The organism is Stenotrophomonas sp. 22692, assembly GCF_052045015.1.
Classification (GTDB): Bacteria; Pseudomonadota; Gammaproteobacteria; order Xanthomonadales; family Xanthomonadaceae; genus Stenotrophomonas; species Stenotrophomonas geniculata.
This window is the reverse complement of the sequence record NZ_JBQEMR010000031.1, coordinates 1-14,953: the sequence shown is the minus strand read 5'-3', so window position 1 is coordinate 14,953 and position 14,953 is coordinate 1. Positions and strand designations below refer to the sequence as shown.

12 protein-coding genes are annotated in these 14,953 nt (G+C 66.6%); 6 read left to right on the top strand and 6 right to left on the bottom strand.

The window, feature by feature from the left end:
- Positions 1-33: 33 nt before the first annotated feature.
- The 5 genes from lepB to rpoE all read right to left on the bottom strand — a co-directional run bounded on the left by lepB (position 34) and on the right by rpoE (position 5,965).
- Positions 34-828: a signal peptidase I gene (gene lepB, locus ACTJJM_RS16695; protein ID WP_010482820.1), complete on the bottom strand. Its 795-nt coding sequence runs from the start codon at positions 826-828 to the stop codon at positions 34-36.
- Positions 829-882: 54 nt separating this feature from the next.
- The gene (gene lepA / locus ACTJJM_RS16690; RefSeq protein ID WP_010482819.1) at positions 883-2,676 is read right to left on the bottom strand and encodes a translation elongation factor 4; all 1,794 of its coding nucleotides are present in this window, start codon (positions 2,674-2,676) and stop codon (positions 883-885) included.
- 180 nt (positions 2,677-2,856) lie between these two features.
- Positions 2,857-4,392, bottom strand: a complete 1,536-nt coding sequence (locus ACTJJM_RS16685) for a DegQ family serine endoprotease (RefSeq protein ID WP_191863920.1) — start codon at positions 4,390-4,392, stop codon at positions 2,857-2,859.
- A 74-nt stretch (positions 4,393-4,466) separates the two neighbouring features.
- Entirely contained in the window at positions 4,467-5,348 is an 882-nt protein-coding gene (locus ACTJJM_RS16680) for a sigma-E factor negative regulatory protein (RefSeq protein WP_191863921.1), read from the bottom strand.
- Positions 5,345-5,965: an RNA polymerase sigma factor RpoE gene (gene rpoE, locus ACTJJM_RS16675; RefSeq protein WP_010482816.1), complete on the bottom strand. Its 621-nt coding sequence runs from the start codon at positions 5,963-5,965 to the stop codon at positions 5,345-5,347. Before rpoE ends, ACTJJM_RS16680 begins: the two co-directional genes overlap by 4 nt.
- Positions 5,966-6,200: 235 nt before the next feature.
- Between rpoE and ACTJJM_RS16670 the strand changes: the two genes are divergently transcribed.
- The 4 genes from ACTJJM_RS16670 to ACTJJM_RS16655 all read left to right on the top strand — a co-directional run bounded on the left by ACTJJM_RS16670 (position 6,201) and on the right by ACTJJM_RS16655 (position 11,283).
- Positions 6,201-8,264, top strand: a complete 2,064-nt coding sequence (locus ACTJJM_RS16670; RefSeq protein ID WP_049455001.1) for a 3-hydroxyacyl-CoA dehydrogenase NAD-binding domain-containing protein — start codon at positions 6,201-6,203, stop codon at positions 8,262-8,264.
- A 661-nt stretch (positions 8,265-8,925) separates the two neighbouring features.
- A complete protein-coding gene (locus tag ACTJJM_RS16665) occupies positions 8,926-9,789 on the top strand; it encodes a pirin family protein (RefSeq protein WP_029550874.1) in 864 nt (287 codons plus the stop codon).
- A gap of 121 nt (positions 9,790-9,910) precedes the next feature.
- Positions 9,911-10,630 carry an aquaporin Z gene (gene aqpZ, locus ACTJJM_RS16660; RefSeq protein ID WP_440865826.1) on the top strand — a complete coding sequence of 240 codons (720 nt, stop codon included), beginning with the start codon at positions 9,911-9,913 and terminating at the stop codon, positions 10,628-10,630.
- A 194-nt stretch (positions 10,631-10,824) separates the two neighbouring features.
- Positions 10,825-11,283 carry a hypothetical protein gene (locus tag ACTJJM_RS16655; RefSeq protein WP_010482811.1) on the top strand — a complete coding sequence of 153 codons (459 nt, stop codon included), beginning with the start codon at positions 10,825-10,827 and terminating at the stop codon, positions 11,281-11,283.
- Positions 11,284-11,411: 128 nt separating this feature from the next.
- On the opposite strand, the gene ACTJJM_RS16650 is transcribed toward ACTJJM_RS16655, so the two are convergent.
- A complete protein-coding gene (locus ACTJJM_RS16650; protein WP_010482810.1) occupies positions 11,412-12,263 on the bottom strand; it encodes a pirin family protein in 852 nt (283 codons plus the stop codon).
- Positions 12,264-12,478: 215 nt separating this feature from the next.
- On the opposite strand from ACTJJM_RS16650, the gene ACTJJM_RS16645 reads away from it, so the two are divergent.
- Both ACTJJM_RS16645 and ACTJJM_RS16640 read left to right on the top strand, forming a co-directional pair.
- Positions 12,479-14,560: a carbon starvation CstA family protein gene (locus ACTJJM_RS16645; RefSeq protein ID WP_010482809.1), complete on the top strand. Its 2,082-nt coding sequence runs from the start codon at positions 12,479-12,481 to the stop codon at positions 14,558-14,560.
- The gene (locus ACTJJM_RS16640) at positions 14,560-14,784 is read left to right on the top strand and encodes a YbdD/YjiX family protein (protein WP_005410613.1); all 225 of its coding nucleotides are present in this window, start codon (positions 14,560-14,562) and stop codon (positions 14,782-14,784) included. The genes ACTJJM_RS16645 and ACTJJM_RS16640 overlap by 1 nt, the downstream gene beginning before the upstream one ends.
- Positions 14,785-14,953 lie beyond the last annotated feature (169 nt).

Genomic DNA, 14,953 nt, shown 5'->3' with positions numbered 1-14,953 from the left:
CGTTGGATGTGAAAATACCCGGTTGATGCCCGGTCAGTTGATGCTCGAGCCGATCCGCGACGGCTCGAAGCCATCCTTGCAGAACCAGCCCTGGCAGTTCAGCCAGATCAGGAAGGCCTTGCCGCGCAGGTTCTCTTCCGGCAGCAGGCCCCAGAAACGGCCATCGTCACTGTTGTCACGGTTGTCGCCCATCACCAGGTACTTGCCGGCCGGCACGGTCCACTGGCCCTGGCCACGCGGGTAGTCGGTCTCCAGCACGGTGTGGGTGCGGCCCGGCAGGTGCTCGACCAGCAGGTTGGCGCCCTCGCCCTGACCCTTGTGGCCGGCGTAGATGCCCTTGTTGTCGTACTTCAGCGGTTCGCCATTGAGGATCATGCCGTCGCCTTCGAAGACCACGGTGTCACCCGGCACGCCGATCACGCGCTTGATGAAGTTCTCGCCCTTTGCCGGGTCGTTGTCGCTGTGGCCGGGGAAGTGGAACACCACCACATCGCCACGCGACGGCTCGCCAAATGGCACGATCTTGGTGTTGCTGATCGGCAGGCGCAGGCCGTAGGAGAACTTGTTGACCAGGATGAAATCACCGATCAACAGGTTCGGCATCATCGAGCTGGACGGGATCTTGTACGGCTCGGCGATGAAACTGCGCACGATCAGCACGATCGCCAGCACCGGGAAGAACGCACGCGAGTAGTCCACCAGCACCGGCTCGGAATCGAGCAGGCCGGCGCGCTGGGCACGCCGCTTGGCAAGGTACAGCTTGTCCGCGAGCAGGATCAGGCCCGAGGCCAGGGTCAGCACGACCAGGAGGATCTCAAACAGTTTCATTCAGGGTCCTTTGCAACGTCACCGGACGACCGGCCCCGCAGGGCCGGTGCGGGCTTACTTGTTGTCCATCTGCAGCACGGCCAGGAACGCTTCCTGCGGGATCTCCACGCGGCCGACCTGCTTCATGCGCTTCTTGCCTTCCTTCTGCTTTTCCAGAAGCTTCTTCTTGCGCGAAACGTCGCCACCATAGCACTTGGCCAGCACGTTCTTGCGCATGGCCTTGACCGTGGTACGGGCGATGATCTGCGAGCCGACGGCGGCCTGGATGGCCACGTCGAACATCTGGCGCGGGATCAGGTCCTTCATCTTCTCGCACAGCTCGCGGCCGCGGCGGTCGGCATGGCTGCGGTGCACGATCAGCGACAGCGCATCGACCTTGTCACCGTTGATCAGCACATCCACGCGCACGAACGGGCCGGCGTCGAAGCGCACGAAGTGGTAGTCCAGCGAGGCATAGCCACGGCTGACCGACTTCAGCTTGTCGAAGAAGTCCAGCACCACTTCGGCCATCGGCAGCTCGTAGCTGATCTGCACCTGGCTGCCCAGGTAGTTGATGCCGATCTGGCTGCCGCGCTTTTCTTCGCACAGCTTGATGATGTTGCCGATGTACTCCTCGGGGGTGAGCACGTTGGCACGGATGATCGGCTCGCGGATCTCCTCGACCTGGTTCACCGGCGGCAGCTTGGCCGGGTTATCCATGTTGATGATCGAGCCATCGGTCTTCAGGACTTCATACACCACCGTCGGCGCGGTGCTGATCAGGTCCAGGTTGTATTCGCGCTCCAGGCGCTCCTGCACGATTTCCATGTGCAGCATGCCGAGGAAACCGCAGCGGAAGCCGAAGCCCATCGCCTCGGAGCTTTCCGGCTCGAAGCGCAGCGCGGCATCGTTCAGGCGCAGCTTGTCCAGCGCTTCGCGCAGGTCCGGATAGTCCTCGGCATCGACCGGGAACAGGCCGGCGAACACGCGCGGCTGCATTTCCTGGAAGCCCGGCAGCGGCTTCGGTGCCGGGTCGCCGGCCAGGGTCAGGGTGTCGCCGACCGGCGCACCGTGCACGTCCTTGATGCTGGCGGTGACCCAGCCCACTTCACCTGCACGCAGCGCCGGCAGCACCTTGCGCTTCGGGGTGAACACGCCGACGTTGTCGACCTGGTGGTTGCGGCCGGTGGACATCACCTGCAGCTTGTCACCGGCCTTGATCTCGCCCTGCATCACGCGCACAAGCGAGACCACGCCCAGGTAGTTGTCGAACCAGGAGTCGATGATCAGCGCCTGCAGCTTCTCGGTGTCGCGCGGCTTCGGCGGCGGAATGCGGTGCACGATCGCTTCCAGCACGTCCTGCACGTTCAGGCCGGTCTTGGCACTGACCGGCACGGCGTCGGAGGCGTCAATGCCGATCACGGCCTCGATCTCGGCCTTGGCGCGCTCGATGTCGGCGGTGGGCAGGTCGATCTTGTTGATCACCGGCACCACTTCCAGGCCCTGCTCCACGGCGGTGTAGCAGTTGGCCACCGACTGCGCTTCCACGCCCTGGGCCGCATCGACCACCAGCAGCGCGCCTTCGCAGGCGGCCAGCGAGCGGCTGACTTCATAGGAGAAGTCGACGTGGCCGGGGGTGTCGATGAAGTTCAGATGGTAGGTCTGCCCGTCCTTGGCCAGGTACGGCAGCGACACCGACTGCGCCTTGATCGTGATGCCACGCTCGCGCTCGATCGGGTTGGAGTCGAGCACCTGCGCTTCCATCTCGCGGGCCTGCAGGCCACCACAGAGCTGGATGATGCGGTCGGCCAGCGTGGACTTGCCGTGGTCGACATGGGCGATGATGGAGAAGTTGCGGATGTTCCGCATCGAATCAGAAGACATAGGTGGCGGCGGCGCGCGGCGTCGTCAGGGTAACGGTCGATTATCGCATGCCCGGCGCCCGCCCGCGAAAACGGCCTCATCGGACCGGGTCCGGAACGGCCGAAGCCCCGCCGGGGCGGGGCTTCGGAGGAGAAGCAGGGGCCGCCGAAGCGGCCCCGGCAGGCCTTACTGGCCGGCCTTGACCGCTACGAACGCGCTGTTGCCGCTGCCGGTGCGTACCAGCAGCATCACCACGTCGCCCTTCTTGTAGCTGGACAGCGCACGGTTCAGCGCGTCCACGCTGCCGACCTGGGTGCTGGCCACCTGCAGGATCACCATGCCCGGAGACAGGCCCGCATCACGCGCGCCCTGGCCCTTGACCCCGGTGATGCGCACGCCTTCGCCCGATTCCAGGCCCAGCTGCTTGCGCTGCGGCGCGGTCAGGTCACTGACGTCCAGCCCCAGCAGGGCATTGGCGCCGGCCTGCGGCGCCGCATCGCTGTCGCCGGTGGCCGGGCCACGCGAACTGGCCTGCCCGTCTTCGGTCAGGGCGGTCAGGGTGGCGCTGAGGTCACGCGGCTTGCCATCGCGGATCACGCCCAGGGTGACCCGGCTGCCCGGTGCCATCGCGCCGATCAGCGGCGGCAGGTCGGACCAGCTGTTGACCGGCGCGCCGTTCACCGAGCGGATCACATCGCCGATCTTCACCCCGGCCCGGGCTGCAGCCGAATCCGGCACGATCTGGTTGACCAGGGCGCCGCGGCTGTCCGGCAGGCCCATCGCCTGCGCCTTCAGGCCGTCGATTTCCTGCACCACCGCGCCGAGCTGGCCGCGGGTGACCTTGCCGGTCTTCTTGATCTGCTCGACCGCACTCATCGCCAGGTCGATCGGGATCGCGAAGCTGATGCCCATGTAGCCGCCCGACGCGGAGAATATCTGCGAATTGATGCCGACCACTTCGCCACGGGTGTTCAGCAGCGGGCCACCGGAGTTGCCCTGGTTGATCGCCACGTCGGTCTGGATGAAGGGCACGTAACGCTGGTCCGGACCGCCGGTGCTGCGGCCGAGGGCGCTGACCACGCCGGCAGTGACCGAGTGATCGAGGCCGAACGGCGAGCCGATCGCGACCACCCACTGACCCGGCTTGAGGGAGTTGGAGTCGCCAACGCGCACGGTCGGCAGGTTCTTGCCGTCGATCTTCAGCAGTGCGACATCGTACTGCTGGTCGCTGCCCACCACTTTCGCGGTGAACTCACGGCGGTCACCCAGCTTGACCTTCACCTCGCTGGCATCGGCCACCACGTGGTAGTTGGTCAGCACATAACCATCGGGCGAGATGATGAAGCCCGAGCCCATGCCGCGGCCCTTGATGCTGGGGCCACCGTCCGGGCCGCCCGGGCCCTGCCCCGGCATCGGGAAATCCGGACCGAAGAAGCGGCGGAAGAACTCCGGCATGTCATCGCCGCCGCCCATCGGGCCCCGTGAGGCCTGGCGGTTGTTGCGGACGATGGTGGTGTCGACGTTGACCACGCCAGGCCCGACCTGTTCGACCAGATTGGTGAAGTCAGGCAGGCCCGTGACCAGCGGCTGGGCCTGCGCCCGCGGCGCGGCGGCCGGCGCGGCCTGGGTCTGGGCGGCCGGAGCCGGGGCCTGCGCGCAGGCCATCAACGGCAGGGTCAGGGCCAGCAGGCCCATGGCCTGCGTGCGGAGTCGGGGAGTCATCGGACGGCAACCTCCGGATCGGATGGAAAGAGGAATACGGGCCCCGCCGACGGCGGGGCATGAAAGCGCCCGGCTCAGTCGCGCGGGCGCGGCGGCACCGGCAGGTCGTCCTGCAGGCGCGGCTCGAACGGGTAGAACGCCGCGCCCCCGGCATGGGCCGGGAAGCTCGCATTGAGCGCGCCGCCGGCAGCGGGCGCCAGGCTGGAGCGCGGCCACGGTCGCGCCTGCAGGCCACCGACCTCACCGAACGGCATGTTGCGGCTGGCATTGGCCGGCACGGTCGGGGTCAACGGTGCCTGTGCGGCGGCCACAGCGCGTTGCGGCATGTCCTCACGCTGGGCGGCACGCGCGGCCTGCTGGCTGCGGGTAACGCTGGCGCGACGGGTGTCCTGGCGACGGCTGGACGCAGCCATGGCCACTGCCGGTACACCGGCCACGGCCATTGCGGCGCTATCCACCGAAGCTTCGGTCACCGGACCCGGCGTCGTCGGTGCCGGCGCGAGTTCGGCCTGGCTGGCGATCACCTGCGGTGCCGACGGCTCGCCCGGGGTGGCCTCCTTCAGCTTCTCACCGCCCATGAACAGGGCCACCGCCGCCACCGATGCGGCCAGTGCGGCGCCACCGCCCCAGGCCCGCCAACCACTACGGCGTACCTGACGACGCGGCTCGGCCTGCGGCGCCGGTTCGGCGGCGATGGCGGCGGCCACGGCCGCGCTGAAGCCGGCCGGCGCCAGCGCCGAGGCCTGTCCGCGCATCACGTCGCCCAGCAGCTGCCAGCGTTCCTGGCAGCCGGCCAGCTCGGGGTCGTGCTCCATCCGGCGCAGCAGGAAGCGCGCTTCATCGGCGCCCAGCTCGCCATCGACCAGGGCCGACAGCTGCTCGCGATGGCGCTGGTCCAGGCGCTGCCCGGCGGGCGATTGGTGGTTCTGCGATTCGTTGAACGGATTACTGGTCATACGCGGCTCTTCTCACGGGTGGCGCTGCCGATGTCCAACAGCGGCCGGAGTTCGGTGTCGATCGCCTCGCGCGCCCGGAAGATCCGTGAGCGCACGGTGCCGATCGGGCACCCCATTTTCTGCGCGATATCCTCGTAACTCAGGCCTTCCACCTCGCGCAGGGTGATCGCCAACCGGAGCTCTTCCGGCAGCGCGTTGACGGCCTTCATTACCGTCTGTTCCAGTTCCTGGCGCATCAACTCGCGTTCGGGCGTGTCGGTGTCGCGCAGGCGCGTCCCGCTGTCGAACTGTTCGGCATCACCGATGTCGATGTCATCGGTCGGCGGTCGGCGATTGTGTGAAGCCAGGTAGTTTTTGGCGGTATTCACGGCGATTCGATGCAACCAGGTTGAGAACTGGGCATCGCCACGGAAACTTCCGATCGCGCGGTAGGCACGGATGAAAGTGTCCTGGGCGACGTCCTGACATTCGCTCCAGTCGGCGATGTAGCGACCGACAAGGGCCACCACGCGATGCTGGTACTTGCGCACCAGGACATCGAACGCGGCGCTCTCGCCGTGCTGCACGCGCCGGACCAGTTCCAGATCCAGCTCCTGAGGTGTATCAACATCGGCCATGAGGGGCCGCACTCCTGTCAGCCCAACCGACGTCGGGCAATGAGACTGCCAATCCCGGGAAAAGTTCAGTCGCCGATCACCTGGCGCCGCACCAGCTTTTAACCACCGTTCCGTTAGCGTTCCGGTCCACGGCCATGGATCCGGGGTCGCCACTCCCCTGCTATTGGGATTTGACGCGGGGGAAACAACCTCTGGATCATAGCCGCTTCTCCATACACAACCGGATGGAACGTCCATGCTCTCAGGCTTCGATGGTCTCCGCTTCAGCCACTGGCACCCCGAGATCCGCGACGACGGCGTGGTGGTTCTCTCCCTGGATCGTCAGGACAGCAGCGTCAACGCCATGTCGCAGGACGTGCTGCTGGAACTGGGCGACCTGCTCGAGCGCATTGCGCTGGACCCGCCCAAGGGCGTGGTGATCCAGTCGCTGAAGAAGGCCGGCTTCATTGCCGGTGCGGACCTGAAGGAGTTCCAGGAGTTCGACCGCCGCGGCACCGTCAACGACGCCATCCGCCGCGGCCAGGCCACTTACCAGAAGCTGGCCGAGCTGCCCTGCCCGACCGTGGCGGCCATCCACGGCCACTGCCTGGGCGGCGGCACCGAACTGGCACTGGCCTGCCGCTACCGCGTGGCCTCCAATGACAGCAGCACCCGCATCGGCCTGCCGGAAACCCAGCTGGGCATCTTCCCCGGCTGGGGCGGCAGCGCGCGCCTGCCGCAGTTGGTCGGTGCGCCGGCAGCGATGGACATGATGCTGACCGGCCGCACCTTGTCGGCCTCGGCCGCGCGTGGCATCGGCCTGGTCGACAAGGTGGTGGCGCCGGCGGTGGTGCTCGACACCGCCGTGGCGCTGGCGCTGTCCGGCACCACCCGCCCGTTCAAGCAGCGCGCGACGGCCTGGGCCACCAACACCTGGCTGGCACGCACTTTGCTGGCACCGCAGATGGTCAAGCAGGTCGCACGCAAAGCCAAGAAGGACCAGTACCCGGCGCCCTACGCGCTGATCAGCACCTGGCAGCGCAGCGGCGGCAAGCCGATCCAGGCGCGTCTGGATGCCGAACGCCGCGCCGTGGTGAAGCTGGCCAGCACGCCGACCGCGCGCAACCTGATCCGCATCTTCTTCCTGACCGAGCGCCTGAAGGGCCTGGGCGGCGGTGACTCCGGCATCCGCCACGTGCACGTGGTCGGCGCCGGCGTGATGGGCGGCGATATCGCCGCGTGGGCGGCCTACAAGGGCTTCGAGGTGACGCTGCAGGACCGCGAGCAGCGCTTCATCGACCCGGCCATGGAACGGGCGCAGGCGCTGTTCGCCAAGAAGGTGCGCGACGAGAGCAAGCGCCCGGCGGTGGCCGCGCGCCTGCGTGCCGATCTGGAAGGCAACGGCGTGGCCGAGGCCGACCTGGTGATCGAAGCGATCATCGAGAACCCGGAAGCCAAGCGTGCGCTGTACCAGACGCTCGAACCGAAGATGAAGCTGGACGCGCTGCTGACCACCAACACCTCGTCGATTCCGCTGGTGGAACTGCGCGACCACATCCAGCGCCCGGCACAGTTCGCCGGCCTGCACTACTTCAACCCGGTGGCGCAGATGCCGCTGGTGGAGATCATCCATCACGACGGCATGGCGCCGGAGACCGAGCGCCGCCTGGCCGCGTTCTGCAAGGCGCTGGGCAAATTCCCCGTGCCGGTGGCCGGCAGCCCGGGCTTCCTGGTCAACCGCGTGCTGTTCCCGTACATGCTGGAAGCCGCCACCGCGTATGCCGAGGGCATTCCGGGCCCGGTGATCGACAAGGCCGCAGTGAAATTCGGCATGCCGATGGGCCCGATCGAACTGATCGACACCGTGGGCCTGGACGTGGCCGCAGGCGTCGGCCGCGAACTGGCGCCGTTCCTGGGCCTGCAGATTCCGGCCGCACTGCAGACGGTGGAACCGGACAAGCGTGGCAAGAAGGACGGCCAGGGCATCTACACCTGGGAAAACGGCAAGCCGAAGAAGCCGGACGTGGCCAGCGATTACCAGGCCCCGGCCGATCTGGAGGACCGCCTGATCCTGCCGCTGTTGAACGAGGCCGTGGCGTGCCTGCACGAGGGCGTGGTGGCCGATGCGGACCTGCTGGATGCGGGCGTGATCTTCGGTACCGGTTTCGCCCCGTTCCGTGGCGGTCCGATCCAGCACATCCGTGCGGTGGGTGCCGATGCGATCGTCGAGCGGTTGAAGGCGCTGCAGCAGCGCCACGGCGACCGTTTCGCCCCGCGCCCCGGCTGGGACAACCCCGCCCTGCGCGAACCAGTGGTTTGAGTTTATCGGCCGGGCCTGCGGCCCGGCACCCGCCGAGGCAACCGCCGAAGCAAAAGCCAGAGCCAGAGCCAGAGCCAGAGCAACAGCCGGCTCTGGCTTTTCTGTTTGTTGGGCGGGGCGGTGTGTGCAGGCAGGACACGCCGTAAACCCATCCCTGGGGGCTCGATGGCGCCATCCATGGCGCCAACGGTCCTGCCTGCCCACACCGCCCCACCCCTGGCAGATTTCGGTGACGGTGAGTGAACTGCGATGACTGGTAGGTGTCGACGTTGGTCGGCACGGATCATTACGAACTGGTGGGTGTCGACCTTGGTCGACACCAAGAGCGAAGCGACCGGCGTTTGATTTTGATTTTCTTTTTCTTCTCCGTGGCTGCACAGCACACGGAAACTGTCAGAGGCCGGGCGGGTGGGTGGCGCAGGGGCGTGAGCCGCATGGACGCGGCGATCGAGCTACATGGACGTACTTGCAGCGTCCCCTGCGCCACCCACCCACCCGGCCAAGCGCGGCTTCTGCTTTTGCTTCTGCCTTCAGCGACCAACCCCACAGCCACGAGGGGCTGCGCCGTTGGCTGGAACAACCTGTTACCCATACGGGGCATGTGCCCGTCACAGCTGCATGCCATGCTGACCACCTGATCCCTGCCAGCGAGAACGCCCGCATGACCACCATCATCGCCCCGCGCGTGCACGACATCGGCGGCCTCGAAGTCCGTCGCGCCGTCCCCACCCTGCAGGCGCGCAGCATCGGCTCGTTCGTGTTCGTCGACCAGATGGGCCCGGCACTCATGCACCCCGGCACCGCCATCGACGTGCGCCCGCATCCACATATCGGCCTGGCCACCGTGACCTACCTGTGGTCGGGCGCGATCGGCCACCGCGACACGCTGGGGTCGGACCAGGTGATCCGTCCCGGTGACGTCAACTGGATGACCGCCGGTCGCGGCATCGCCCATTCCGAGCGCACGCCGCAACCGGACCGCGACCATGACAACCCGATCCACGGCATGCAGACCTGGGTGGCGTTGCCGAAGTCGCATGAGGAAATCGAACCGGCCTTCTACCACCATGCCGCGGCCACCCTCCCCGAGCAGCGCCGCAATGGTGCCTGGCTGCGGGTGATCGCCGGGCGCGCCTATGGCGAGGAATCGCCGGTGAAGGTGTTCGCCGACACCCTCAACGTAGCGATCGACCTCGACCCGGATGCGGAGATCGATATCGACAATGGCCACCGCGAGCGCGCGTTGTACATCCTCGAAGGCGACGCGCAATTGGACGGCGTGGACATCCCCGCCCAGCACCTGGTGATTCCCGAAGCCGGTGCGATAGGTCGCCTGCGCGCGAAGACGCCGGTGAAGGCGATGCTGTTCGGTGGCGAGCCGCTGGATGGCCCGCGTCACCTGTGGTGGAACTTCGTGTCCAGCTCGAAGGAGCGCATCGAGCAGGCCAAGCACGACTGGGAGGCCGGTCGCTTCGGCACCATCCCGGGCGACGACAAGGAGTTCATCCCGCTGCCGCAGTACTGAACATCGCGTGTTGCACACATCCGAAGGTGTATCCCTGCACCCGGCGTTGACACTACAGTCACCCGCTGATCACTGAAATGTGACATAAATCACACTTTCAACCGTCAAAGGAGTGCAACACATGAGCATGGGTAAACGCTTGTCCGCCGAGTTCCTCGGCACGTTCTGGCTGGTTCTGGGTGGCTGTGGCAGCGCGGTGCTGGCCGCCAAGTTCGGTGGTGACGGCAATCCGCTGGGTATCGGTTTCCTCGGCGTGGCGCTCGCCTTCGGCCTGACCGTGGTGACCGGCGCCTATGCGTTCGGCCACATCTCCGGCGCGCACTTCAACCCGGCAGTCAGCGTCGGGCTGTGGGCTGGCGGCCGCTTCCCGACCAAGGACCTGGTGCCGTACATCATCGCCCAGGTCGCCGGCGGCCTGCTGGCCGGCTTCATCCTGCTGCAGATCGCCTCCGGCGCCAGTGGCTTCGCCATTGATGGCAGCCAGGCCGGTGCGTTCGCCAGCAACGGCTATGGCGCGCTGTCGCCCGGCGGCTACAGCGTTGCGGCCGCCTTCCTGTGCGAGGTGGTACTGACGGCGGTGTTCCTGGTCGTGATCATGGGCGCCACCCATGGCAAGGCGCCGGCCGGCTTCGCGCCGCTGGCGATCGGCCTGTCGCTGACCCTGATCCACCTGATCAGCATCCCGGTCACCAACACCTCGGTGAACCCGGCCCGCTCCACCGCCGTCGCGTTCTTCGCCGGCAGCGGCGCGGTCAGCCAGCTGTGGCTGTTCTGGGTCGCCCCGCTGCTGGGCGGTGCGATCGGCGGCATCATTTACAAGTGGATCGGCAACGACCGCTGAGGCCTGCGAACCATTGCGGCCGACCTTCGGCCGCAATGGTTACGCTTGTAACCGCAATTTGTGCGATTGCTCACGTTCCGTTAAGGTTGAGTTGACCGTCCGTGCACATGCCGGCCGGGGTGGCATCCGGGGATGGGATGCCAAGGCTGCCGGTCCATCCGGCGGAGCCAACGACACACCACCTTGGGGGATGCATGAAGTTCGCGCCTGTAGTGTTGTCGAGCCTGCTGTTCGCTGCGGCCCAGGCCGCTGCGCAGGCTCCCACCGAATGTCCTTCATTGCCGGCCAGCAGTGGCCTGCAGTGGCAACAGCAGGCACAGGCCGATTTCCTGGTCTGCCGCGCCAGCACCGGGGACGGCCGCGAGGTACTGAGCCTGATGCTCAGTGCGCGCGATCCCAACCTTCCATTGAACCGCTCGCTGCGCCAGGAAAAGGGCAGCTTCGGCGGTGAGTCGCTGTACTGGTACCAGCCCGATCTGGGAGGCCAGCAGCCGCCCGGCTATGCCGAGCGCCGCATCAGTGTGGTCAAGCTCGACAAAGGGCGTTACGCGCAGATTTCGCTGTATCCGGACAGCGCCCAGGAACTGGGCTCGCTGCAGCAGCTGGCGCAGGGCATGAGCCTGACCCCGTCGGCCGTGGCCGCGGGGCGCTGAAGGTGACGGGGATGACTGCCTGGCAGCATCCCCGCAATGCGACCCGATCCGACGGTAGTGCCGGCCGCTGGCCGGCAAACGCTTCGTTCCCGATCAGAAGAGGTTGCCGACCAGCGGCCGGCACTCCCTCAGAACTTGCCTTCCTGGAAATCGACGAAGGCCTGCATCAGTTCCTGCCGTGTGTTCATCACGAACGGCCCGTGGCGCATCACCGGTTCGCGCAGCGGACGGCCGGCCACCAGGATCAGCCGCGCGCCTTCGCTGCCGGCCGAAAGGTGCAGCTGCTCACCGCCGCCCAGCACCGCCAGCTCCTGGCGTGCCACGCCACGCGCGGCGTCCTGCTCCCCCACGGTCACGCCACCTTCGAACACGTATGCAAAGGCGTTGTGCCCTTCCGGCAACGCATAGGTCCAGGCGCGATCCGGGGCCAGCGTGATGTCCAGGTACAGCGGATCGGTGGCCGGCTGCACGATCGGGCCCTGCGTGCCATCCACGCTGCCGGCAATCACCTTCACGTCCACGCCCGGCTGCGGGTGCACCACGGGAATGCGCTCGGGCGCGAATTCCTGGTACTTCGGATCCGTCATCTTCTCCTTCGCTGGCAGGTTCACCCACAGCTGGAACCCGCGCATCTGCCCGCTCTCCTGCTCGGGCATCTCCGAATGCACCAGGCCACGGCCAGCGGTCATCCACTGCACGCTGCCCGGGGTCAGCAGGCCTTCGTTGCCGTGGTTGTCGCGATGCCGCATGCGCCCGTCGAGCATGTAGGTGACGGTTTCGAAGCCGCGGTGCGGATGCTCCGGAAACCCGGCGATGTAGTCCTCGGCACGATCGGTACCGAACTCATCGAGCAGCAGGAACGGATCCAGGTCGGGCAGCGTGGGGCCACCGATGACGCGGGTCAGGCGCACGCCGGCACCGTCGGAGGTGGGCATGCCACGGATGGTCCGCAGCACGCGGACCGGTTCGGGAAAGCTCATGGCGACTCCTGTTGGATGGATGCCACTGAAGATGGACGCCACACGGCCGCACGCCAATGGACGGCGCCGCAACCGATTGTTCCATCCCTGATGTTCGCTGCACGTCAGCACAACAAACGTACGACCAAAGTACTACCGCCGATTCGTCCTGTGCCAATTGACCCTGTCGAGGGCACGCGGGACTCTTTGTCTGTCTTTCCGGGAGAGAGCACCTCATGAAAGGGTTTTCCAAACTGGGCTGGGCGGTACTCGCCCTGCTCGGCGCATTCTGTCTGGGCACCGTGGCCCTGCGCCGCGGCGAACACATCAACGCACTGTGGATCGTGGTGGCAGCGGTTTCGCTGTACCTGGTCGCCTACCGCTTCTACAGCCTGTTCATCGCCAACAAGGTGATGCAGCTGGATCCGACCCGGGCCACCCCGGCGGTGATCAACAACGATGGCCTGGACTACGTGCCGACCAACAAGCACGTGCTGTTCGGCCATCACTTTGCCGCCATCGCCGGTGCCGGCCCGCTGGTCGGCCCGGTATTGGCTGCGCAGATGGGCTACCTGCCCGGCCTGTTGTGGCTGGTGGTGGGCGTGGTGCTGGCCGGCGCGGTGCAGGACTTCATGGTCCTGTTCCTGTCCAGCCGCCGCAACGGCCGTTCGCTGGGCGACCTGGTAAGAGAAGAGATGGGCCAGGTGCCCGGTACCATCGCGCTGTTCGGCGCGTTCCTGATCATGATCATCATCCTGGCGGTGCTGGCGATGGTGGTGGTCAAGGCGCTGGCCGAAAGCCCGTGGGGCATGTTCACGGTGATCGCGACGATGCCCATCGCGATCCTAATGGGCGTGTACATGCGCTACATCCGCCCCGGCAAGATCGGCGAGATCTCGGTGGTTGGCCTGATCCTGCTGCTGGCTGCGATCTGGTACGGCGGCAAGGTCGCCGCCGATCCGGTCTGGGGCCCGGCGTTCACCTTCACCGGTACCCAGATCACCTGGATGCTGATCGGTTACGGCTTCGTCGCCTCGGTGCTGCCGGTGTGGCTGCTGCTGGCCCCGCGTGATTACCTGTCGACCTTCCTCAAGATCGGCACCATCATCGCGCTGGCCATCGGCATCCTGGTGGTGATGCCGGAACTGAAGATGCCGGCGCTGACCCAGTTCGCCGCCAGCGGTGATGGCCCGGTGTGGAAGGGCGGCATGTTCCCGTTCCTGTTCATCACCATCGCCTGCGGTGCGGTCTCCGGTTTCCATGCCCTGATTTCCTCGGGCACCACGCCGAAGCTGCTGGCCAATGAAGCGCACATGCGCTACATCGGCTACGGCGGCATGCTGATGGAATCGTTCGTAGCGGTGATGGCACTGGTGGCCGCATCGATCATCGACCCGGGCATCTACTTCGCGATGAACAGCCCGGCCGCGGTGATCGGTGCAGACGCGGCCTCGGCGGCGCACTACATCACCAACACCTGGGGCTTCACCATCACGCCCGAACAGCTGACTGCGACCGCGGCGGCGATCGGCGAACCGACCATCCTGCATCGTGCCGGTGGTGCGCCGACACTGGCGGTGGGCATCGCGCAGATCCTGCACGAAGCAATTCCCAGTGGCAGCGACGCGATGATGGCGTTCTGGTACCACTTCGCGATCCTGTTCGAGGCGTTGTTCATCCTGACCGCGGTGGACGCCGGTACCCGCGCCGGACGCTTCATGCTGCAGGACCTGCTGGGCAACTTCGTGCCGGCCCTGAAGAAGACCGAGTCGTGGACCGCCAACATCATCGGTACCGCAGGCTGCGTGGCGCTGTGGGGCTACCTGCTCTACACCGGCGTGGTCGATCCGTTCGGTGGCATCCAGACACTGTGGCCGCTGTTCGGCATCTCCAACCAGATGCTGGCCGGTATCGCGCTGATGCTGGGCACGGTGGTGCTGTTCAAGATGAAGCGTGACCGCTATGCGTGGGTTACCGCAGTACCGGCAGTGTGGCTGCTGATCTGCACCACCTACGCCGGCTTCATCAAGATCTTCGACAGCAACCCGGCACAGGGCTTCCTGGCACAGGCACACAAGTTCCAGGCCGCGCTCGCCAGCGACACCATCACCGCACCGGCCAAGTCAGTGGCGCAGATGAAGCAGATCGTGGTCAACGCCTACGTCAACACCGGCCTGACCGCGCTGTTCCTGCTGGTGGTGGGCGCGGTGCTGGTGTATTCGATCAAGACCATCCTGGCGGCCCGCCGCAATCCGCAGCGCAGCGACCGCGAGACCCCGTACGTGGCGCTGAAGCCGCATGAAATGGTGGATCTGTGATGAGCACGCAACTGGTTCCCGCCGGCCAGTACCAGGCCCACCGCCGCATCTGGCGGCGCCTGGTGCAGACCGCACGGCTGTGCTGTGGCATTCCTGATTACGACAACTACGTCCGGCACATGCTGGAAAAGCATCCGGACCAGGAGCCGATGGACTACAAGACGTTCTTCCGCGAACGCCAGGAAGCGCGTTACGGCGGACGAAATGGCGGCCGCTGCTGTTGAGGGTTGGGTGCCGGGCTTGCAGCCCGGCGCCCGCAGAGGCCGGAGCAACTGCAACTGCAACTGCTGGAGCGTCGGCTCTGGCTTTCTGTGGGTTTGGCGGGGCGCTGTGGGTTCGCAGGACACGCCGTAAACCCGTCCCTGGGGGCTCGATGGCGCCATCCATGGCGCC